This is a genomic window from Desulfogranum mediterraneum DSM 13871 (assembly GCF_000429965.1).
Taxonomy (GTDB): domain Bacteria; phylum Desulfobacterota; class Desulfobulbia; order Desulfobulbales; family Desulfobulbaceae; genus Desulfogranum; species Desulfogranum mediterraneum.
Window position 1 is genome coordinate 16,425 of record NZ_AUCW01000012.1, and the last position, 22,144, is coordinate 38,568.

The window sequence follows — 22,144 nt, forward strand, 5'->3', positions numbered from 1 at the left end:
AACTGGATTCCCGCCTGCCCGGGAATGACAGCCAAAGAGTGACGGCAGGGAGGGGAGAGCCCCTCCCTGCTCATGGGTTGGGAGATCCGGATAGATCCTCTTACCCGTATCTCCGCTCCTCTTCCTTGTCGCCATCCCCGGCTGCGGCCGACATCTTCCTGATCTCACCGTTGATACGCCAGAGCATCTTGCCATTGGCCATCGAGTGTTGCCCTTGAGGCCAGCTTGAAAGGCAATTTTCCAAGGTGCCCCGGAGTCAAGATCGCAACCCGGCAATGGCCGTTGAGTCCCACCTTGCCCCAGGTTTGATTGCCAATGGCCAGGGCGCCTGGGGAGTCTTAATGCACTCCAGGGCTGAAGAAATCTGTTGTTGGAGGCATGCCAAAAGGTTATCACTACGGGAAAAATGGTTCCAAGGCGGAAGGCATCGTCTTTTCTCCAGGCTCGCATCTGGGAGGCAGGCAGATATTAAGGAGTTCTTAATATCTGCCTGCCGCTAAAAAAAAGTATTGACACCTGCCAGATCTCCATATATATTCCCGTCCACCATGAGCGAGACACAAGGTTTCGGCAATGCAATTTCAGGTAGTTACAGACAGACCTGAAAAGCAAAAACAGCCAACAGAAACGAAACCTTAGCCACTTGGAAATAAAAGTGTGGTCCTCGGTAGCTCAGTTGGTAGAGCAGGTGGCTGTTAACCACCCTGTCGGGGGTTCGAGTCCCTCCCGAGGAGCCAGTTTAAAAAGCCCGGTCAGTTTTGACCGGGCTTTTTTTTTGCCCTCCCATCCGTCTGCTGCACCCCTCCCCCCATGGGATCACACCGGTTCCCATCCTTCCCTTGATACTCCCTAAAAAGAGTGGTATCACACTATCTCTTATAGTGCCTGCGCAGCGACTCCGGGGCAGCTGAGTGCCAGAGTCTCAAGCCCCCAGGATCAGCAGCAGCGAGTTATCCCACAATCCCCAGGCAACAAATATCCTGCCATCGTTTTCCACAGGACTTCAGCCATGAGTAGATACTGTATAGGCATAGACACCGGAGGCACGTTTACCGACGCCGTCCTCCTGGACACGGCCAGCCAAGAAGTAATCCACCACGCCAAGGAGCGAACCACCCACCATGACCTGAGCATCGGTGTGGGACGGGCCCTGGGCCGGCTTCTCCGACAGGGGATCAGCACCGACGCGATCAGCCGGCTGGCCGTCTCCACCACCCTGGCCACCAATGCCGTGGTGGAAGGACACGGCGCCAGGGTAGCCCTGTTTGTGCTGGGCTACGTACGTCACTTCAAATTACCGGTGGTGGCCAACATCTTTCTTAAAGGCGGCCACACCATCACCGGCGAGGAGGACGAGCCCCTGGATCTGGAGGGCATCATAGACACCCTGGAGGGACTCCAGGACGAGGTGGACAGTTACGCGGTCTGCGGGGCGATGTCCATCCAGAATCCGGCCCATGAGCTGGTCACCGAGAAGGCGATCTCCATGATCGATCCCAAACCGGTCTACTGTTCCCATCGGGTCTCTTCCCATCCCGGGATCAAGGAGCGCTCGGCAACGGCCTGCCTCCATGCCAAGCTCAAGCCCCTGATGAGCGACTTTCTCAACTCCATCCAGCGCTCCATGAATGAGCTGGGCCTGCACTGCCCGGTCACCATTATCTGCGGCGACGGCAGCAGCGCCTCCCTGGAAGAGACCGTGGAACGCTCGGCCCTGACCATGGCCAGCGGCCCTGCAGCCACGGCCAGGTTCGGTGCCCGGGGAGATCAGCAGACCGCCCTGGTGGTGGATGTGGGCGGTACCACCACCGATATCTGCCTGATCAAGGACGGCAGCCCGGTGATGAGCAGCGAGGGCTGCCGCATCGGCCGATGGCAGACCCATGTGGATGCCGTGGACATGTATACCGCTGCCGGCGGCGGGGACAGCCATGTCAACTGTGACCAACAGGGTCAGGTAACCCTCCATGCCACCAGGGTACAACCCCTGGCCATGACCCCGGGCCTGCCTGAGCCGACGGAGTGGCTCCATAGCCGCAACGACTCCTACCTGGCGCTGCCGGTGGAGCGGACCGGCGAGGAGTCGGCAAACGACCCGATCGTGCAGCACCTCCTGGCCGCAGGGCCGACCACTCCCAGCGCCCTGGCTGCAGCCACCGGTATTCAGGGGATTGCCCTGGAAAAACGGCTGGAACGACTGGCCTATCTCCAGCAGGTCACCCTGGCCGGATTTACCCCCACCGATGCCCTCCACGCCCTCGGCCAACTGGAGATCGGCAACCGCACAGCCAGCGAGCAGGGCGCAGTCGCCCTGGCTGCAGAGTTGGGACGATCCAGCCAGGATTTTTGCCTGCAGGTGGTTCACGCCGCCAGTCAGGCCATTGAAAATATCATCCTGACCTACCTGGCACGCACCGCCTGGAGCCCGGAACAGGCCACCATGCTCCTCAACCGCCGGAGCAACCCCTTCTTCTCGGTCAACTTCGCCGTTAACCTGCCCATCATCGGCATCGGCGCTGCAGCCCAATACTTCCTCCCGGAGATCGCCCGCCGCCTGCAGACCACGGTCTCCTTTCCGGAACACTTTGAGGTGGGCAACGCCATCGGGGCCGCCCTGATCGGCATGGAGCAGCCCCAGGCCTGAACTCCTACCCGCCGGCTCAGGGCCGACCGGCGTCTCTTCCAGCAAGGCTCCCAGCCACCGGACAGCCCGTAGCGGCTGTCCGGCAGGAGCGCCGCCTGCCCCCTGCCTCGGGTGCCGAAGTTTTGACCAGGCTGGCCTGCGCTGGCTGCAGCCGCTCCCCGGCCTCTGGCCCGTCCTCGAACAAGCAGCAGAAATCACAACATAAAGCCAGGAAAGGCCTCCTTGGCCCGGAATGTGCATTCCTTTGGACTCACCTTACGATCCCTCTATACCGTCCATCACTCACCAAAGGAATGAACATGCTGCCAAGATACCTGCTGCTCTGCTGCTCACTCTCCCTGATCCTGCTCAACCAGGTCCAGGCCGAATCCGGCAACCTTGCCATAGGCGCCAAGGCCGGCACCCTGGGAGGCGGCGCAGAGGTCGACCTGGGCCTCACCGACTCGATCCACCTCCGTGGCGGGGCCAACTACCTCAAGTTCTCCTTTGACTCCACCATCTCCAACATCGATTACGAGATGGAACCGGAATTCAAAAATGGCTCCATCCTCCTGGACTGGTATCCCTTTAGCGCAGGCTTCAGGCTGACCGGCGGGCTCTTTATCAACGACAATACCATCAGCCTCACCGGCTCTCCCCGCCGTGATACCCTGCTCCAGGACTATGCCATCCCCCCGGAGTATGCCTTTGCCGCGCCCCTGGCTGATTCGGTCAAGGTTCACGGCAGCGTAGAGTTCAACACCCTTGCCCCCTACCTGGGAATCGGCTGGAACAGCAACCAGGAGCGAAGCCAGGGCTGGGGCGTCTCTCTGGAACTGGGCGTGCTCTTCCAGGGCTCTCCCCAGGTCTCTGTCCTCACCGCCAGCGCCGACGCCCCCCTGGACAGCTACACCAACGACCCCGTGGTGGTCCAGGCCCTGGAATCGGAGCGCAGGGCCATTGAGGAGGACCTAGAAAACTTTCAGTACTATCCGGTGGGCTCGATCATGCTCCACTACACCTTCTAAAGCTTAGCTTAAGGGTGCCTTTTCTTTCACCCCCTGCGTTATGGTGAAAATCGGCTCTATTTCAATGTCCCAAGGCATGAGCAGCGGGGGCCCCCTCCCTTGGTTCACCCTTTGGCTCTCACGCCAATGCAGGCGGGAAGCCGGTCTTGGAGGAAGGAGACAGCACTCTTAATCCGGATCTCTGCCTGCACAGACCACTGTTGAAGTTGAGAGGTGCTGCGGAAGCAACCTGGATGCCCGCCTCCGCGGGCATGACGACAGAGGAACGGGCATGACGGCAGAAGAATGATTCCATCCGGATCGCCCAAGGCATGAACAGCGGAGGCACTCCCCTCCCTTGGCTCACCCCTTGGCTCTCACGCCGGCGCAGGCGGGAAGCCGGTCCTGGAGGAAGGAGACAGCACTCTTAATCGGGATCTCTGCCTGCACGGGCATGTTGTTGAGGGTGAGAAATCTCATCCTTCAAGAGCCCCTGAAGGACCAGGACTCAGCGGCTCCGGCTCCAGCAGAGACGCCCTCCCGGGCCCCGCCGCCCCTGGACACCGTCCTCAAAGAGGAGCTTGAGTCGCCGCTTGAGAGCGAGCCGGTTGAGATAGGTCCGGGAAGGACCCTGCCTGGAGACCTCCCCCTCCAGGACCGGGGCAGGCGCAAAGAGCAGCTCGATCAGATGGCTGACCGGGCCCAGGGGCGACAAGAACGAGGTACAGCCGGCACAGTAGGTGACGATCCTCCTGCCGGCCGCCTCCTGATGCCGCCTCTGCGCCCACTCCAGGGCAAGCTCCCGATTGATCAGGCCCACGCCGCCCCCCTCGCCGCAGCAGAGGGTAGTGGCCCCATGGTGCTCCATCTCCTCGATCTGCAGCCCCAAGCGGGCCAACAGGGTCCGCACGCTCCGCTGCAGGGGGACAGCAGTGCGGACACTGCAGGGGTCATGGACCGTGACCAGCCCCTGGTGGCAACGTTGCTCCGGCCAGCCGGGATCTGCGGCAAACTCCTCATAGACGGTTCCTATACTCAACCCAGCATCCTCAGCCGACAGCAGGCCAAGGCAGCTGGGACAGTTGACCAGCAGCCGCTCAACCCCCCGGGCGGCCAGCTCCGCAAGCATCTGGTGGCAGTGCGCACGGGCCGCCTGCTCTTCACCCAGGTCATGGGAGAGTTTATGGCAGCAGTCGAGAACCAGGCCAAGGGAGGGGATACGACTGCCAAGCTGCTGAAAGATATCCACCACCCGCTCCGGCAGGCTGCCGGCCAGGGAGCAACCCGGGAAAAAGACCGTGGTACAGCCCTCGGGCAACCCGTACCAGCTGAACAGGGCGGAGCTGCCGCAGCCCTCATACCAGCGCAGGGGCAGGTGCCGGAACCACCGCCCCTGGCCCCTGGCCGAAACCATCACCCGCTGCTCCAGCAACATCCCGCAGGGATCCAGCTCAAGAGGACAGACCGCTGTACAGAGCCCGCAGAGGCTGCACTGGTAGGCGAGCCGAGCAGTGCCGAGCTGCTCCATAAATCTCCCTGCCAGCTGCAGGGGGCTGCCATAGCGGCGGAGGAACCCACATTCCTGTAAACATCTGCCGCAATCGGTGCAGTGATCCAGGATCTGCCCTGAGCGGGCGGCACTGGCTGCGCTGGCGTAGCTTTCCCTGTTCATGATCTGCCCCTTTACATTCTCCTGCAAAGAATTATTATCAAACATGACTCAGCACAGCCAGCCCTTCTGCAGGCGGTGCAGGGGGAAGAGGGACTGGAGGGTATCCTGAACCGTGAGATCTTATTTTCAAGCTGCCCTCCAAGCGAGCGGCTGACGGTTCAACTCCTGGAGCCCTTGATCGCAGCTAGCCAAAAAAGAGCTCATCGGCTATTATCCGTTCTTCGCCTGCAGGGGGCTTGCCGCCGAGGCAGTCCTCCCCTGTCACCACTGCAGGCGTCAGCCGAGCATCAACATCAGCCAATCCACAACGGGTCACCATGGAATCCTTACTCAGTCAGCTTGAAACCACCCTGCAGACCTCGCTGCTGCTCTCCCTGGTCATTGCCTACCTGGGCGGCCTGCTGGCCAGCCTGACCCCCTGTATCTATCCGATGATCCCCATCACCGCCGGGGTCGTGGGCCATTCCAATGTGGGCGGCTCCAGGCTGCGCGGCTTTATGCTCTCCCTGGCCTACGTCTTCGGGATGGCCCTGACCTATGCAGGGCTGGGGGTCTTTGCTGCGGCCACCGGCCGTTTCTTCGGTACGGTCAACAGCCACCCCCTGACCTTTCTGATCGTCGGCAACATCATCCTCCTCTTTGGCCTGGCCATGCTGGAGGTCTTTTCCCTGCCCTACCTCAGCCACCGCTTCACCCTCAAGAGCGGCGGCCTTATCGGGGTGTTCGCGGCAGGCATTGTATCCGCCCTGATTGCAGGGCCCTGCACGGCCCCGGTGCTGGGGGTTCTGCTGGCCTATGTGGCCACCACCCAGAACATCCTGCTGGGCGCCCTGCTGCTCTTTCTCTTTTCCCTGGGCATGGGAACCCTGCTGCTGGCAGTGGGTACCTTTTCCAGCTTTCTGACCGCCATCCCCAGGTCCGGCAACTGGATGGTCAGGATCAAAAAGGCCATGGGACTTGTCATGATCGCCCTGGCAGAATACTTTTTCATCAAGGCAGGCATGTCCTTTCTCTAGACCATGCCCTCTCCCAACACACTCTATACCACTCTATCCAAGAGGTAACCCCATGGTACGACGTCGCATATCCGCCCTGCTCCTCTTCCTGCTGCTCCTTCCCTGCACCGTCATGGCCGTGCAACTGGGCGACCGGCTGCAATCGTTTAACCAGCAGGACATGGATGGCAAGACCATCAACATGGACGAGATCATCGGCAAAAAACCGGTCATGCTGGTCTTCTGGGCCTCCTGGTGCCCCTCCTGCAAGACCGAGGTCCCCAAGGTCAACCGGCTCAAGGAACAGTATCAGTCACAGGGGATGGAATTCATCGGCATAAACATCGGCTTCAACGATTCGCTCAAGCGGGCCCGTAAATTCATCAAAAAGACCAAGATGGACTATCCGGTGGTCTTTGACAGCAGCAACGATATCACCAAACGCTACCTGGTCCGGGGGGTACCCACCATCATCGTGGCCGACAGTGAGGGGATCGTCCAGTACAAACATTACGGAGTCCCGGAGATCAGCGCCGAGAATTTCAAGCTCCTCCAAGGAGCTGCTCAATAAACCCTTGGCCACCTTGAAAAGTTGCCCTTGCTGCCGACCTCGGCGTTACGGCTTAAAATTTCAGCTGCCAGCTGATTACCTCTGAAACGCTTCCCCCGGAAGACAGATTGAATTTCTCGGTACAGAGCCAAGGGACAGACTTTTTTTCATGGTACCCCCAGGTCCTAGCGAGGAGGTGCCCCGCGACTGGCGACCCTGATCGGTCTAAGGCGCCGAGCTGAATGACGGTCGTGGCGCTCATGACGGTCATGGCGGCTCGTGGCTGCTCTTGGCTACTTTGACCCACGAAGGGAGAAGGGGGCTCAGGGCTCGTCCGCCTCCGGGATGACGCGGTAGGCCTGTTGCACCTCGGCCGGAATGGAGCGGGGACGACCGCTGGCAAGATCACAGAAGATAAACAGGGTAGAGGCCCGGGCGATCTGGGTGTCGTCGCTCGCCCGATAAAAGCGAAACTTTCGCAGAGAGCGAAATTTTTGCAGGTTGGCCACCCAGGTGGAGACGATCAAGCGATCGCCCTGGTAACTGGAGTGGAGGTATTCGATGGCATGGGAGCGGATAATCCAGGTCGCTCCCAGTGCCACGTAACGGCTATAGGGCCAGCCCAGGGATGCCGAGTGGGCCATGGCCGCATCCTGCATCCACTGGACATACTGGACATTGTTCACATGGCCGTTGGCATCGATGGCTGAGGCCGGGACCACCAGCTCGCTGGTGCAGATCCCCTCCATTACTGCTCTGCTTCCTCCAGCATGAAGCCCGCCAGATTACGCCCCAGGGCCCCGTCCAGACGCTGTTTGGCCAGGTGGTAACCCACCAGGGCCTGGGCCAGACGGCTGTAGGTGGCGGTCAGGTCACGCTGGGCCTCATTGAGGCGTACCAGCGAGGCCTCGCCGGCCTCATACTCATTCTTGGCCAGATCCCGGTTTTCCTCAACCAGCCCCACACTCTCCCGCTGGAGGCGGACCTGATCCTCTGCCGCCTCCAGTAAAGCGATATCCTTGCGGATCTCCGAGGCGACCTGGTTGCGTAGGTTAAATAGGGAGTAACGGGATTCCCGCTTCAACTGCCTGGCTTCGGCCAGGCGGGCCTTGTCTCCCCCCCCGGCAAAGAGATTCCAGGCCAGGTTGACGGAAACCGTGTTGCCCAGATCATCATCGGTCAGGCCTATATCCCCCTGTCTGGCACCGTTGACAGCGCCGTTGAGCTGGACCTTGGGATAAAAGGGTGCCTTGGCCAGGCCGGTTCCTGCCTCGGCCTGCTTCACCACCAGCTCCAGCTGCTCGACATCCGGGCGGCTGACCAGGGCCTGCTCAATCAGGGGCTCGATCTCTTCCTGAAAGGGCTGGAGCACGAAGTTCCGGTCCAGGGGTTGGAGTCGGACCGTCTCCGGAAAGGTGGCATCGCTGAGCCCCAAGAGGGCGGCCAGGCCGTAGCCCGCGGCCTCAAACTCCCGCTGATTGACCAGCAGACTGGTCTGAGCCGAGTTCAACTGCACCTTGATGTTCAAGACATCCCCCCAAGCCCCGGCCCCGACCTCGTAGCGGTTCTGGGCATCTTCCAGCTGCCTGAGGTAAAAGGCCTTGTCTGCCTGGGCGATGTTGACCCTGGTCTGGGCCAGCTGGGCATTATAGAAGGCCTCTGCCACTGCCGTCACCAACAGCCGCCTGGAGTTCAGCAAAGAGGCGGCATTGGAGGCCTGATCATAGCCTGCCTGCTCCTCCTTGAAGCTGCGGAAGAAACCGTCAAAGAGCAGCCAGGTCGCCTGGATGCCGACACTGAACTTATCGGTGGTCCGCTCTGCCTCCCCGTTTACCACGGCCGCCTGCATCTGATTGAGCTCATAGACCGAGTCGGAGAGTCGTTCCCGGGCACCCACGGCGCTCAGGTCAACCGTCGGCCACCAGGCTGCCACCGCCTGCTTCACCCGCATCCGGGCCTGCTCCACCCGGGCCTGGGCAGCAACCAGATCTGGGTTGCCGATCAGGGCCAGCTGCTGGGCAGTGCGCAGGTCCAGGACCTCTATCCTGGCAAGCTCCGCCAGGACCGAACCAGCGCCATTGACCGGCCCGGAAGCCGACTCAGACTCCGTGACCAGGGCCAGTTCCGCCACGGTCGGCTGCGCCGGGTGCGCAGTGCCGGCTTGCTGGGCCTGCGCCTCTGCACCGGTCAGCGCCAGGCAGCCGATAACCATCCAGATACAACGTTTCATCCCTTCCTCCTCTTCACCCCGGTCCCCTGCACCTGCAGGGGAGGGCGATTTATCCGCTTATTTCCCATTGAGTACAACCTCTGATTGTCACCTGTGCATACCATGTCACCCAGGTCAAGTCCAAAGGTTTCTCCGAAAAAACAACCACCGAAAAACCGGCAACTACAGATGCAATTTCAATCACTTAATCCCCGATCAATCCGTCTTGACGCCGCCGGCTCCACCTCTTCCCGGCTCAGGGGCCAACGACCGCTGCGGAGCCGGACCAGTCCCCGCCGGATGTCGTTGACAATGGCGAGCAGGCTGGGGATCAGGGCCAGGGTAAGGACCGTGGCAAAGGCCACCCCAAAGGCCAGGGACACGGCCATGGGGATCAGGAACTTGGCCTGCATGTCGGTCTCCATGATCAGGGGCGCCAGCCCCCCCACGGTGGAGAGGGTGGTCAGAAAGATGGCCCGGAAGCGGCGGCGCCCGCCCTGCTTCACGGCCTCAAAAAAGTCCATCCCCTGGGCCAGGTTTTCATTGATCCGCTCGATCAGGACGATGGCATCGTTGACCACCACCCCGGTCAGGGCCACCATCCCGAAGATGGACATCATGGAGAGGTCATAGCCCAGGAGCAGATGGCCGAACACCGCCCCGATGATGCCAAAGGGGATGGTAAAGAGGATGACGATGGGCTGGATATAGGAACGGAAGATCGTGGCCACGATCACAAAGATGCCGACAATGGCCAGGGGAAAGGTCACCTTGAGGCTGCCGAAGGATTCCCGCTCGTTCTTCTTGGCTCCCTGGAGGGAGAGCTTCACCCCGGGGTAACGCGCCATCAGCTCGGGAAAAAAGGTCCGGTTCAGCTCGGCAAAGATCTCGTTGGCATTGGCCTGGTTGGCATCCACCTCGGCGGTGACCGCCACCCGGCGCAAGCCGTCGGTGCGGATGATGGTGGAGTAGCCCGCTGCCGCCTCTACCTCGGCCACCGAGAGCAGGGGCACCTCGCCGCCGCCCGGTGTCCTGATCCGCATCTGCTCAAAGCCTGCAAAGCTGGTGCGCTCGTCCCTGCTGTAGCGGACCTTGACCCGGATGTCATCCCGGCCGCGCTGCAGCCGGAAGGCCTCTTCCCCGAAGAAGGAGGACTTGACCTGGCGGGCCAGGTCATCCACGGTCAGCCCCAGGGCCCGGGCATGGGGCTTGAGACGCAGCCGCAGCTCGTTTTTGCCGGGGCTGAAATCCGAGCGGATCTGGAAGACCCCGGCAAAGGTTCCCAGCTGCTGCTGGAGTTCAGCGGCAGCCGCGTTGATCCTTGCCAGGTCATAGCCCTGGAGCCAGACCTCGATCTCAGCCCCGCCGGGACCTGCGGAGAGGCCTTCAAAGGTAAGGGACTTGACCCCGGGAATGGTACCGATCTCCTCCTCCCAGGCCACCAGGAGGTCATTGGAGTGAACCCCCCGATGCTCGGAGCCCAGGAGGATGATCTGGACCGAGCCCAGATTGGGTCCGACCCTGCCCATGGTGTTGCTCAGGGTCTGGCCCACCAGGGAGAGCCGTTTTCTGATCATTGGCCGGCCGCTGCTGGTGGGGGTGCGTTCCGCCACCCGGACAAAGGCCGACTCGATCCGTTCCAGGGCCTCCAGGGTCCGCTCCGGCGGCGTACCCTCGGGAAACTCCACCGTGGAGGTGACCACAAAACCGTCGATCTTGGGGAAGACCTGAAACTTGACCAAACCGGCCTGGACCAGCCCCAGGGTGAGCAGAAGCACGCTGAAGGCCAGGGCCAGCGAAAAGTAGCGCCAGCGCAGGACCCACTCAAGAAAGCCCATGTATCTGGTGTCGACAAAGCGCTCCAGCTGCTCCTGCATGAACTCCTGGAAGCCCACCATCAGCCGGGCAAAGAGGTTGGTATAAACCCGGGGTCGGTTCATATCCGGCAGGTGGCTGAGGTGGGCGGGCAGGAGAAAGAGGCACTCCAGGAGGGAGATCAGCAGGCAGGAGATCACCACCGCCGGCAGGATGGCGATAAACTTGCCCATGACCCCGCCGACCTGGGAAAGGGGGAAAAAGGCCACCACACTGGTGAGGATGGCGGCAATCACCGGCATCCCCACCTCGTCCACCCCGTCCACCGCCGCCCTGAGGGCAGGCTTACCCGACCGCCGGTGGACGTAGATCGCCTCGCCCACCACGATGGCGTCATCCACCACGATCCCCAGGACCATGATAAAGCCGAACAGGGAGATCATGTTAATGGACTCCCCCATCAGCAGGAGCACAAACAGGCCGCCGGCCAGGGAGATGGGGATGCCCAGGCCGCCCCAGAAAGAGAGGCGCAGATCGAGAAAGAGCCAGAGCAGGAAAAATACCAGGCCCATGCCGATGATGCCGTTACGGGAGAGCAGACTGATCCTGGCCCGAAGGATCTCGGTGTTGTCATAGAACTCCACCATGGAGACCCCTGGCGGCAGCTCCAGCTCTTTCTCGGCCACATAGTCGGCCACGCTGTTGGAAATTCGGACCGAGTCCTCCTGGGTGGTCTTGAAAACCATCACAAAGACCGAAGGCACCCCGTCGATCAGGGCCCGGACCGGGTCTTCGGTGAAGTGATCACGGACATAGCCGATCCGATTGAGCCGGATCAACTCACCGTTTTCGCCGGTGAGGACCACGATTTCACCCAGCTCCTCGCCGGTATACTTCCTGCCCACGGTCCGCACCCGGATCTCCTCTCCCTGGGTGCGGATGGTGCCGCCATGGAGGTTGAGGCTCGACTGACGGATGGCCTGGCTGAGCTGAGCAAAGGTCAGGCCGTACTGCTGGAGTTTCTCCTCCGAGACCTCGATGGAGATCTCAAACTCCCGGGAGCCAAAGACCTCGACCTGGGAGATCCCGGGCAGCAGCTTGACCTCATCCTTGACCTCCTCGGCCCAACGCTTGAGCTGCTTTTCCGAGAGTTCTCCGGACAGGGCCAGCATGGTCACCGATTCCCGCATCACCACCTCGGTGATCACCGGCTGTTCGGCATCGACCGGCAGGGTGGAGATGGCATCCACCTTACTCTTGACCTCGTTGAGCACCTTGGTGATATCGTAGCCATCCTCCACCTCCAGGCTGGCCGAGGCGATGTTTTCCGAGGAGCGGGTGGTAAACTGCTTGATCCCCTCCACCGACTCCAGGGCCTCCTCCAGCTTGATACTGACCCCCTCTTCCACCTCCTCGGGATCTGCACCCGGATAGGGGACCTCGATGGAGATCAGGTCCAGGGAGAACTGGGGAAAGGACTCCCGCAACATGGTGGACACGGCCAGGCCTCCTGCCATGAAGATCATCAGGAGCACGATGTTGGCAAAGACGGTATTGCCCGCAAAGGCGGCTAATAGCTTTCTCATTGGCCCGCGTCCTCGGCAATAATCTTGACCAGGGCCTGCTCCAGGGGATCCTCCAGGCGGGTGGTGATCACCTGGTCACCCGGTGCCAGCCCGGCGCTGACATAGGCCTTGGTACCATTGGTCCTGATCACGGTCACCGGGGTGGTTTGCAGCCGATTAGCCACCACCGTATAGACCGTCTGCTCATGGGTCACGGCCTGGCGGGGCAGGATATAGACCGACTCGAGCCGAGCCCCGGGCAGCTCCACCCGGCAGAACATTCCCTCCACCAGGGGAAAGGCAGAGCCGATGTCCGCCTCCAGCCGGATGGCCACCACCAGGGTCCTGGTCTTGGGGGCATAACGGACAATCCGATCCAGACGTCCGGCTCCTGCCACCTCTGCATCCTCGGTCCAGACCAGCCGACAAGGGACCGGTTCCGGCCGGCTGAACCAGTTACCCGGGAGTTCGGCCCCCTTGGGTCTAAGCTGCAGCCACCTGGCCGCCTCCCGGCTGTCCAGGGCCACCTGGACCTCCAGGGCCCCATCGTCCACCACCGTGACCAGCTGCCTGCCCACGGTCACATACTCCCCCTGTTCCACATTCACCGCAACGAGCCGGCAGCCAAAGGGAGCCCGGATGATACAGCGCTGGATACGCAGCCGGGCCAGATCACGGTTCTGTTCCACCTGGCTGATCTGGTTGACAATGGTATTGACGGCAGCCTCGGCCTGCTCCAGGGAAGAGAGGGTGCCGACCTTCTTATCCCTGTAGAGGGCGGTCACCCTGGCCAGCTCCCGCTGTCGCAGGTCCAGGTCGCGCTGCAGGGGCTGGAGGCGGGCCGTGGCCGTGGCCAGATCCAGCTGATAATCACGGTCATCGATCCTGACTAAAACCGTCCCTGCGGCCACCCTGCCGCCCACCTCCAGCTGTTCATGGACGCCGATGATCCGCCCGGCCACCTCGGCGGTGAGCGGCAGGGTCGTCCTGGAGATGATTTCACCATAGCCCTGGAGCAGCACCCTGGTGTCGGCAGGCTCGGCCGAGACCACCTGAACGGCCAGGGCCTGCTCCTGTGTCGGTTTCTGTCTGGGTGGTTTTTTCATCTTTTTCAGCCCCACAAAGGCGCCGATCCCCACCAACAGGGTGAGACCGACGATGAGCATCCGCAGGCCGACCGCTGGTCCCTTGCTGCTCTGCCCGTCTGCGCTGCCCTGGCGTTCCTGACCTTCCTCTCCTCTCTGCTCCTTCATCTCCTCACCCTCCCGACCTTGCCGGGGTCTCCCCCTGTTGACGTTGTGCCAGGACCTGCTCCACCCGAACCAGGACCTCTTCCCATTTTTGGGCGATATCGGGCCCTAGATCTTCCAGGAGCTGGACAAAGACCTGAAGCACCTTTTCCTCCATCTCGTCGAAGTTGGCCAGCTCATCCGGACTGACCCGGATGACCACCTTGCGTCGGTCCTGGGCCGAGCGTTCCCGGGTCAACAGCCCCCGCTCGACCAGCTTGTCCACCATCACCGACACCGAGGGCGGAGAGACCTCAAGCTTTGCGGCCAGCTCCTTAAGGGTTACCTCACCGTACTGGCGGACGGTCATCACCAGCTTAAACTGGGTAACCGACAACTCCATGGCCGGATCCTCATGCCGCTCCACCTCCAGACGGGCAAAGGAGGAGAAGATATGGTGCTGCATCATCTTGCCCACCCTGAAGATATATCTCGCCCGTTCCAGGGTTCCCGGTTGTTCCACGCTCTCACCTCTTTTAATTAACAATCTGAATGATTAGACAACCTAACTATTAACCTTGCGAACAAATGTCAAGCACTATTCTCTCCTGCCCACCCCTGCCGAGCGCTGAGCGGCCTTGACATTTGCCCGTTCATCTGTTCTGAACAGAGCCTTTTCGAACAACTCAACCTCTTCTCCCGGTCAGGTCCATGAAGATCAGAAACCTCCATATCCAGGAAAGCCTGCACCTGCTCAAGCTCACCGGCCCGATTATCCTGGCCCAGCTCTCCCAGACCGCCATGGGCTTTGTCGATACCATCATGGCCGGTCGGGTCAGCGCCGTGGATCTGGCGGCTGTGGCCGTAGGCACCAGCATCTTCTTTCCCTTCTTTCTCTTCATGGTCGGGCTGCTCTCTGCAGTGACCCCGCTGGTGGCCCAGGCCCACGGCAACGATCGGAGTGAAGATATCCCCCGCATCCTCCAGCAGGGGATGTTCACCGGCCTGGTCTGCGGCGGGGTGATCATGGTGCTGGTCTGGTTCATGGGGCCGATCTTCAGCCTGATGCGGGTCAGCCCCGAGGTCATCCCCCTGACCAGGGCCTACCTCTTTGCGGTCTCCTGGGGCCTGCCGGCGGGCGGGGTCTTTCTGGCCCTCCGCAACGGCGGCGACGGCCTCTCCCAACCCAGGCTCTCCATGTTTGCCGGCTTCTTCGGCCTGCTGATCAATGTCATTGCCAACTATGTCCTGATCTACGGCAAGTTGGGATTTCCGGCCATGGGAGGCGTGGGCTGCGGCTGGGCAACCGCCCTCTCCATGGTCGCCATGTTCGGGGCCATGGTCTTCATGCTCCGCAAAAACCGGAGGGTGCCTCTGCCTGGCCTGTTCTCCACCATCAGCCCAGGCCTGCTTGGCTCCCTCCACCTCCTGATCCGACTGGGGCTGCCCATCGGCCTCTCCCTCTTTGTGGAGTGTTCCATCTTTTCGGTGATCGCCCTCCTGGTCGGTCAGTTCGGCGCCAAGGTGGTGGCCTCCCATCAGATAGCCCTCAACTTCACCTCACTGCTGTTCATGCTCCCCTACAGCCTCTCCACCGCCCTGACGGTCAGAGTGGGCTTCACCATCGGCAAACAACAGGCCAGGAGACTGCTGCGCATCGTCAAGTGTGGCATCACCCTGGCCTGCCTGAGCTCCATGAGCACCTGTGTCTTCATCCTGATGGCAGCCCCGGCCATTGCCGCCATGTACACCCCGGACAGCGAGGTGCAGCAGCTGGCTGCCGGCCTGCTGATCTTTGCAGCACTCTTTCAGATACCTGACGCGCTCCAGGTCAACTTTGCTGGAATTTTAAGGGGTTGCAGGGACACCAAAGTACCCATGGTGCTAATGGTGGTGGCCTACTGGGGGATCGGTCTGCCCCTGGGCTGCAGCCTGGGGCTGGGGGGATGGCTGGGAATGAGACCTGGTCCGGAGGGATTCTGGATCGGCCTGATCTGCGGCTTGACGGCGTCTGCCCTGCTCCAGGGCAGACGCGTCTACAGGACCTTCTCTGATGTGCAGCAACTGCTCAGGGAGCAGCTGGAGCGGGCTTAGGGCAAACTCGGGGGTGAATACGGATCAATACAACCCTGCCATCACCTCCAGACACATATCCGCCTTGTTGAGGGTATAGAGATGCACTCCCGGGGCACCGCTGGCCAGCAGTTCTCTAACCTGTTGTTTGGCATAGGCGACCCCGACCTGGTAAACGGCCTTGTTGCCACCCTCCTCGTTGGCCCTTAAGAGGGCATTGATCAACTTCCCCGGGACCTTGGCATTACAGAGTTCCAGGATAAAGCGGAGGGAAGCCAGGTTACGGATGGGCAGCACCCCGGGGATGATCGGCTGGCTTATGCCCCGCCGGGCCAGGCGCTCCACATAGTCGAAGTAGACCCGGTTGTCAAAGTAGAGCTGGGTGATCACAAAGTCCGCACCCTGGGCCATCTTCTCGCCCATCACGTCCAGATCAGCAGCAATGGAAGGCGACTCGGCATGGGCCTCCGGGAAGCCGGCCACCCCGATCCCCATCTCAGGATAGCGTTTGCGCACAAAACCAACCAGGTCCGAGGCATGGGGAAAGGTGGCAAAGAGCTCTTCATCGCTGCCGCTGAGGTTATCGGGGCGATCCCCCCGCAGGGCCAGGACATTGTCGATCCCCATGGGCCCCAAAGCCTCGAGAAAACGCTCCACCTTCTCCTCGTCGGCAGCCACCCCGGTGAGATGAGGCATGACCTCCACCCCGCAACTTGAAATCAGCCGTTCACAGATCTCCAGGGTATTGTTCTGGGTGGACCCTCCGGCCCCATAGGTGACGGAGACAAAGAGGGGGTTGAGGGCCTTAAGCCTGGCCGCCACCTCAAGAAAGGCGGGCCAGTCATCCCTCTTCTTGGGAGGAAAAAACTCAAGGGAAACAAAGGGATCTGAATCTGTTATCAATTCTGGGATACGCATACCTACTCCAAGTCGTAATAGCTTGCCTGCACAGTGGTTTCAGGACTCCTTAAACCGGGCTGTGGCTGTCCTAAAAAGCTCATTCAGGGCAGACAGGAGCCAGGCAAGACCGGCCGGCAACTTTTACCGACCAGAAAAATCTGGATAAATTCCAAAAAGTTAACCACTTGCCGCCAACAAAAATACTCAAAAAAACAAAAAATGTTTTACAAAATGATCAAAATTTCATATGAATTTGCCGATAAGATCTATATGGAAGAGACTTGGCAAACCATGGAAGGTAAATCATGACGCCGCAACAAGCCATTAAAATCCTGATGCTCAGCCCCTGCTACTGGCTGCTCAGTGTTGCAGATCGCAAAGAATTGGTCCTGGAATACTGCGCCTCCTACGACGCCGTTGCCGCCGACATCGACCTCAAACCAAAAGAGTCTCTCCCTGCCGGCGACCGCTAGCCTCCACCCCTCCTGCGGATGCTCCCGGCAGGCCGTAATCGTTGTTCCCCCCCTTGCTCCTCTTCGCCTGCCCTTATTTTTTGCGGGGTTTATGCTTCCACATTGAGCTCTCCCCAAATCGATCCATCCACCAGTCTTCCGGATCATAGGGATCTGCGCTCCCGTCATCGGGTGCCTGCAGGGGGAAGCGGTACTCGGCACAGTACTCCATCAAAAGCTCATAGGCGGCCGTCAGCCGGTACATCTGCGCTTCGTCCGGATCATCCCCTGCCGAGATGCGATCCGGATGATAACGCTTGCAGAGGCGATGATAGGCCCGCTTGATCTCCGCCAGGGTGGCAGCCTCACCCAGAAGAAGGGTGTGCCTGGCCTTTTCTATGGCCTGCCATTTTTTCCGGTTCATGCCTCAACCACAACTCTTTTTCCAGCTCTTTTCGCTGCCGTCCAGCAGACGGTCGATATTCTGATGATGCTTGAGCCAGATCATGGTCACGATCCCACAGGCCAGAACCACCTTCCAGAGCGGTGCGTGCAGCAGGATCAGAAAGGCGATCATCGAGGCAGAGGCCAGCAGCGAGCCCAAAGAGACGAAACCGGAGACACCAACCGCCCCCAGAAAGACCAGCAGGCAGCCGACAATGGCCAGGGGCGAGAGATAGAGAAAGAGGCCCAGGGCGGTGGCCACGCCCTTGCCGCCCTTAAATCCCAGGTAGACCGGAAACATGTGCCCCAGCACCGTTGCCGCACCGCAGAGCACCAGGACCAGGTGTTCGTTGGGCTGGCCCTGCACCAGCAGGGCTGCCAGCCAGATGGGCAGCAGCCCCTTGAGCAGGTCACCGGCCAGGGTCATGGCCCCATACTTCTTGCCCAGCAGCCTGGCCACGTTGGTGGCGCCGATATTTTTACTGCCCTGGGTGCGGATATCGATGCCGCTGCGACGGGAGACCACCAGCCCAAAGGGAATGGCACCGATACAGTAGGCCAGGAGCACAATGATACATTGACTGAAACTCATAATTTATTCCTGTAAAAAAAACTCATTCTTGACTGCACGACTACTCTAAAAAATAACATCTTTCGCCCAGGACCAGGCCATGGAACCCCACCGCCACAGACATCCACCGGATATCCCGGGGATACACTGTTTTCCAGACCCCAGGGATCGGAAGAAAACAATGTCAAGCTAGCCTACTCTTTGTTGCGCTTAAAAACCAACTCCAACTCAGAGGCCGCAGCATAGGCCGCAATCTCATCCTGGAGGGCCGCCACATAGGGGCAGTCCACCACCGCCAGCAGGCTCCTGCGGAGACGCTGGCCAAGCAGCTGCCCCCGGGCGTCCCTGACGGGCTCCAGGATATAGGGAAAGATCTGGGGCCGACGACAAACCTGGGGCCGATCCGGATAGACCAGACAACGTCCGGAACCGGCTTCCAGGTTAGGACAACGACTCCCCTGGGGCAGGATCAGACTCCAGCCGTCCGCCCAATGCACCAGGCCGCTGTCCGGGCGCTCATAAAAGGGGATCCCGTCAACCCGGAGCGACTCCTCGGCATGGGCCGTGGTCCGACGGGAGGCCGGGCTGTCCAGCTGCTCCACTGCAAACCGGCCCACCTCCTCCTCCTGAAGGGGGATCTCGAAGAAGTCCTGCTTCATGGCCGCCTCGGGCCCGGTACAGCAGAGGGTGCAGCCGCAGGGGGCGCAAAGCAGGCTGTTGATCTGCTCCAGTTCGGCGGTCAGGATACGCTGATCCACGATGGCCGTTGCCGCGCTCATCAGATCCAGCTCCTCGCCAGCCACATCCTGGACCGTAAAGGGCAGCTCAGCTGAACGGCTGACCTCGATCAGCCACTGCAGCGGCTCCAGGTAGGGCGCCAGCAGGGCAGCCGGATCATCATAGCGGGCATACTCGGTTTCAATGGGATCAGGGAGCTGTTCGATCACCTCGCCGACAACAGCAAAGTCTCCGGTGAGCAGAAAGAACTCCACCATGGAGACCAACGGCAACACCGGCCTGCGCAACAGCTCCATCCCTTGAGTCAACACTTCTTTTTCCACAACCACCTCCAGGCACGGTTCAACGGGCCCCAATCCTACACAAAAATGACGCGGAAAACAAGGTTGTCACCCGGGAGGGGAAAACGACTGCAGCGAGCTGCTGCCGGCAATTCCGCCTGCAAAAATCTCCGCTCCGACCCAGCCTTAGCTTTACAGCATTTGGGAAAATGGTTACATATGAGGGGTACCACTTTATTCAATCCCCTGTTTTCTTTCGATGAGCCATCGAATCCAGGCAGAAAATCCTCTCCGTACCTCGCTTAGTACACCACCCAGTACATCGATATGGCAATACGACAGATTATCACCTATCCTCATCCGGTCCTGCGTGAGGAGGCAAAAAAAGTAACCACCTTTGACCAAGAACTCAAGACCCTGGTACAGGACATGGCCGACACCATGTTCGACGCCCCCGGGGTAGGCCTGGCCGCCAACCAGATCGGCATCGCCCGCCAGATCATCGTGGTGGACCGGTCCGAACAACCCGACGACAAGAACTACGTCGCCTATATCAATCCAATCCTCTCCGACGGCGAAGGCTCGGTGGTGGACGACGAGGGCTGCCTCAGCGTGCTGGAGTACCAGTCCAAGGTGAAACGTTTCCAAAAGGTCCGCCTCACGGCCCAGGATATCGAGGGCAAGCCGGTGGAGTTTGTGGCCGAAGATCGGCTGGCCCGCATCCTCCAGCACGAGGTGGACCACCTGCGCGGCACCCTCTTCATCGACCGGCTCTCTTCCCTGAAGCGGACCCTGTACAAGAAAAAACTCAAAAAAATCCTCCAGCACCAGGAATAACCGGATCATTGCCGGGTTTAACAACCCGCAACCGGACGCTCCGCCCCTCCGAGGCAGCCAACCATGACCGCTCCATTACGTATACTCTTCATGGGGACACCCGACTTTGCATGTCCCTCCCTGCAGGCACTCCTCCATGGCCCGGACACGGTCATCGCGGCTATCTGTCAACCTGACCGCAGAAAGGGGCGCGGCCGCAAGCTGGCTCCTCCGCCGGTCAAGGCGCAGGCCCTGGAGGCCGGTTTAACGGTCCTCCAGCCCGAGTCCGTGCGGACGCCGGAGTTCCTTGCCCAGGTCCGGGAGCTGGCCCCTGACCTGATCGTGGTGGTGGCCTACGGCAAGATCCTGCCCAAGGCGCTGCTCGAGGCGGCACCCCTGGGAGCCATCAATGTCCACGGCTCCCTGCTCCCCAGATACCGGGGGGCAGCACCCATCCAGTGGGCCGTGCTCAACGGCGACCGGGAAACCGGGGTGACCATCATGCAGCTGGATGAGGGCATGGACACCGGCGACATCCTCCGGACAGCGACCCTGGCCATCAGCCCGGAGGACACCGCGGGCTCGATCTTCACCAGGCTGGCCGAGCTGGGCGGTCCCACCCTGGTGGAGACTATCCAGGAGCTCAAGGCCGGCCGAATCACCCCGCAGCCCCAGGACCACAGCCAGGCCTCCATGGCCCCGATGCTGACCAAGGAGCAGGGCCACATCGACTGGAGCCGGCCGGCCGAAGAGGTGCACGCCACCATCAGGGGCCTTGACCCCTGGCCATCGGCCTATGGTTTCCTTGGCGGCAAACGATTTCGCTTCTTTTCCCCCCAGCTGGTCGCCAAGCCGGCTGCCGAGCCTCCGGGAACCGTGGCCCGGGCCGATGGACAGGGGTTGCTGATCGCCACAGGTACCGACTATCTGCAGCTGGCCGAGATCCAGCCCGAAGGCAAGAAACGGATGAGCGTCCAGGCCTGCCTCTGCGGTACCCCTATCCAGGCTGGGGACCTCTTCAGCTGATGAAACAGATCTATCTCGACTGCTTTTCAGGAGTCAGCGGCAACATGCTCCTGGGAGCCCTCCTGGACGGAGGGGTCCCGGAGGCCTATCTCCGCCAGACCATCGAGAGCGTGCTCGGCAAAGATGAGTTTGAACTCGTCATCCGCCAGAAGCAGCTCAACGGCTTTGCCTGCTGCCAGGTGGAGGTCAACTGCCGGGAGGGACACCATCACCGTCACCTCGGCGATATTGCCGCCATCCTGGAGCGCTCCGCGCTACAGGCGGAAGTCGCCGACGGCGCCCTCCGGGTCTTCCAGCGCCTGGCCCGGGCAGAGGCCGCGGTCCACGGGACCAGCGTGGAAAAGATCCACTTCCACGAGGTGGGAGCGGTGGACGCCATCGTCGATATTGTCGGCACGGTGGCCGGCTTTTTCTTTCTTGGTCCGGCCACCATCAGCTGCTCTCACCTGCCCATCAACCGCGGCTGGGTCCGCTGCGCCCATGGCGAGATTCCCCTGCCCGCGCCGGCGGTCTGTCGCCTGCTGGAGGGCGTCCCGGTCTATGGCGACACCGTGGAGCGGGAACTGGTCACCCCCACCGGGGCGGCCCTGGTGGTCGAGTTGAGCTCCTCATTCGGCCTACTCCCTCCCATGACCCTGCAACACACCAGCTATGGTGCAGGTACCCTGGAGCGTCCCGACGGCCGCCCCAACCTGCTCCGTCTGCTCCAGGGGGAAGAGCTCCGGGTCGCCGAGGCCCAGGAGGTGGAGGTGGTGGATACCCACATCGATGACTGGAACCCCGAACTCTGGCCCCATGTCAGCACCCTGCTGATGGAGGCAGGGGCCCTGGACGTCAGCCTGAGCCCCATTCAGATGAAGAAGGGGCGACCCGGCTTTCTCGTCCGCGCCATCTGCACTCCGGCCCTGACCCCGGCCATCAAGACCATCCTCTTTGCCGAGACCACCACCCTGGGACTGCGGATACGCCGGGAGCAACGTGCCACCCTGCCCCGGGAGGGGGTAAAGGTGGAGACCCCCTGGGGTCCGGTCGCTGCGAAAAAAATCCTCCGCCCCAAGGGGGTGATGATCACCCCGGAGTATGAGGCCTGCAGGCAACTGGCCCAGGCCAAGGGGGTATCCCTCCAGGCCGTCTATGCTGCGGTGGCAGAGTGGTGCCCCGAGCCAAGCAAGGAGTAA

19 protein-coding genes and 1 tRNA gene are annotated in these 22,144 nt (G+C 61.1%); 10 read left to right on the forward strand and 10 right to left on the reverse strand.

Annotated elements, in window-relative coordinates; translation table 11 throughout:
* Positions 1–661: 661 nt before the first annotated feature.
* The 3 genes from G494_RS0104705 to G494_RS0104715 all read left to right on the forward strand — a co-directional run bounded on the left by G494_RS0104705 (position 662) and on the right by G494_RS0104715 (position 3,651).
* Positions 662–737, forward strand: a tRNA-Asn gene (locus G494_RS0104705).
* Positions 738–1,009: 272 nt separating this feature from the next.
* Positions 1,010–2,644 carry a hydantoinase/oxoprolinase N-terminal domain-containing protein gene (locus tag G494_RS0104710; protein WP_028583608.1) on the forward strand — a complete coding sequence of 545 codons (1,635 nt, stop codon included), beginning with the start codon at positions 1,010–1,012 and terminating at the stop codon, positions 2,642–2,644.
* 299 nt (positions 2,645–2,943) lie between these two features.
* Positions 2,944–3,651: a hypothetical protein gene (locus tag G494_RS0104715; protein WP_028583609.1), complete on the forward strand. Its 708-nt coding sequence runs from the start codon at positions 2,944–2,946 to the stop codon at positions 3,649–3,651.
* Between the two features lie 487 nt (positions 3,652–4,138).
* On the opposite strand, the gene G494_RS21915 is transcribed toward G494_RS0104715, so the two are convergent.
* The gene (locus G494_RS21915; protein ID WP_051305387.1) at positions 4,139–5,302 is read right to left on the reverse strand and encodes a (Fe-S)-binding protein; all 1,164 of its coding nucleotides are present in this window, start codon (positions 5,300–5,302) and stop codon (positions 4,139–4,141) included.
* A gap of 317 nt (positions 5,303–5,619) precedes the next feature.
* On the opposite strand from G494_RS21915, the gene G494_RS0104735 reads away from it, so the two are divergent.
* Both G494_RS0104735 and G494_RS0104740 read left to right on the forward strand, forming a co-directional pair.
* Positions 5,620–6,318, forward strand: coding sequence for a cytochrome c biogenesis protein CcdA (locus G494_RS0104735; protein ID WP_028583610.1), 699 nt, complete (start codon positions 5,620–5,622; stop codon positions 6,316–6,318).
* A 52-nt stretch (positions 6,319–6,370) separates the two neighbouring features.
* Positions 6,371–6,868, forward strand: coding sequence for a TlpA family protein disulfide reductase (locus tag G494_RS0104740; protein ID WP_028583611.1), 498 nt, complete (start codon positions 6,371–6,373; stop codon positions 6,866–6,868).
* Between the two features lie 302 nt (positions 6,869–7,170).
* Here the strand turns inward: G494_RS0104740 and G494_RS0104750 are convergent, their stop codons facing one another.
* From G494_RS0104750 to G494_RS0104770, 5 genes are all read right to left on the reverse strand, one after another.
* Positions 7,171–7,596, reverse strand: coding sequence for an acyl-CoA thioesterase (locus tag G494_RS0104750; RefSeq protein WP_028583613.1), 426 nt, complete (start codon positions 7,594–7,596; stop codon positions 7,171–7,173).
* Positions 7,596–9,077, reverse strand: coding sequence for a TolC family protein (locus G494_RS0104755; protein ID WP_028583614.1), 1,482 nt, complete (start codon positions 9,075–9,077; stop codon positions 7,596–7,598). Before G494_RS0104755 ends, G494_RS0104750 begins: the two co-directional genes overlap by 1 nt.
* A gap of 176 nt (positions 9,078–9,253) precedes the next feature.
* On the reverse strand, positions 9,254–12,457 hold the full coding sequence (locus tag G494_RS0104760; RefSeq protein WP_028583615.1) for an efflux RND transporter permease subunit: 3,204 nt from the start codon (positions 12,455–12,457) through the stop codon (positions 9,254–9,256).
* Positions 12,454–13,689, reverse strand: a complete 1,236-nt coding sequence (locus G494_RS0104765; protein WP_028583616.1) for an efflux RND transporter periplasmic adaptor subunit — start codon at positions 13,687–13,689, stop codon at positions 12,454–12,456. The genes G494_RS0104760 and G494_RS0104765 overlap by 4 nt, the downstream gene beginning before the upstream one ends.
* A 4-nt stretch (positions 13,690–13,693) precedes the next feature.
* Positions 13,694–14,188, reverse strand: coding sequence for a MarR family winged helix-turn-helix transcriptional regulator (locus G494_RS0104770; protein ID WP_028583617.1), 495 nt, complete (start codon positions 14,186–14,188; stop codon positions 13,694–13,696).
* Between the two features lie 188 nt (positions 14,189–14,376).
* Here G494_RS0104770 and G494_RS21920 point away from each other — a divergent pair, with 188 nt between their 5' ends.
* Positions 14,377–15,759: an MATE family efflux transporter gene (locus tag G494_RS21920; RefSeq protein WP_035245504.1), complete on the forward strand. Its 1,383-nt coding sequence runs from the start codon at positions 14,377–14,379 to the stop codon at positions 15,757–15,759.
* Positions 15,760–15,783: 24 nt separating this feature from the next.
* Here G494_RS21920 and G494_RS0104780 read toward each other — a convergent pair whose 3' ends face one another.
* Complete coding sequence (locus tag G494_RS0104780) at positions 15,784–16,656, reverse strand: methylenetetrahydrofolate reductase (protein ID WP_028583618.1); 873 nt, start codon at positions 16,654–16,656, stop codon at positions 15,784–15,786.
* A gap of 287 nt (positions 16,657–16,943) precedes the next feature.
* Between G494_RS0104780 and G494_RS27225 the strand changes: the two genes are divergently transcribed.
* On the forward strand, positions 16,944–17,111 hold the full coding sequence (locus G494_RS27225) for a hypothetical protein (RefSeq protein ID WP_167331674.1): 168 nt from the start codon (positions 16,944–16,946) through the stop codon (positions 17,109–17,111).
* Positions 17,112–17,184: 73 nt separating this feature from the next.
* Here the strand turns inward: G494_RS27225 and G494_RS0104795 are convergent, their stop codons facing one another.
* The 3 genes from G494_RS0104795 to G494_RS0104805 all read right to left on the reverse strand — a co-directional run bounded on the left by G494_RS0104795 (position 17,185) and on the right by G494_RS0104805 (position 19,166).
* Positions 17,185–17,514, reverse strand: coding sequence for a J domain-containing protein (locus G494_RS0104795; RefSeq protein WP_028583619.1), 330 nt, complete (start codon positions 17,512–17,514; stop codon positions 17,185–17,187).
* A 3-nt stretch (positions 17,515–17,517) separates the two neighbouring features.
* Positions 17,518–18,126 (reverse strand): glycerol-3-phosphate 1-O-acyltransferase PlsY, encoded by a 609-nt coding sequence (gene plsY / locus G494_RS0104800; protein WP_028583620.1) that lies wholly within the window; start codon positions 18,124–18,126, stop codon positions 17,518–17,520.
* Between the two features lie 173 nt (positions 18,127–18,299).
* Positions 18,300–19,166 (reverse strand): YkgJ family cysteine cluster protein, encoded by an 867-nt coding sequence (locus G494_RS0104805; RefSeq protein WP_153305762.1) that lies wholly within the window; start codon positions 19,164–19,166, stop codon positions 18,300–18,302.
* 285 nt (positions 19,167–19,451) lie between these two features.
* On the opposite strand from G494_RS0104805, the gene def reads away from it, so the two are divergent.
* The 3 genes from def to larC all read left to right on the forward strand — a co-directional run bounded on the left by def (position 19,452) and on the right by larC (position 22,144).
* Complete coding sequence (gene def / locus G494_RS0104810; RefSeq protein ID WP_028583622.1) at positions 19,452–19,961, forward strand: peptide deformylase; 510 nt, start codon at positions 19,452–19,454, stop codon at positions 19,959–19,961.
* A gap of 63 nt (positions 19,962–20,024) precedes the next feature.
* Positions 20,025–20,966 carry a methionyl-tRNA formyltransferase gene (gene fmt, locus G494_RS0104815; RefSeq protein ID WP_028583623.1) on the forward strand — a complete coding sequence of 314 codons (942 nt, stop codon included), beginning with the start codon at positions 20,025–20,027 and terminating at the stop codon, positions 20,964–20,966.
* Positions 20,966–22,144 (forward strand): nickel pincer cofactor biosynthesis protein LarC, encoded by a 1,179-nt coding sequence (gene larC / locus G494_RS0104820; protein WP_028583624.1) that lies wholly within the window; start codon positions 20,966–20,968, stop codon positions 22,142–22,144. The genes fmt and larC overlap by 1 nt, the downstream gene beginning before the upstream one ends.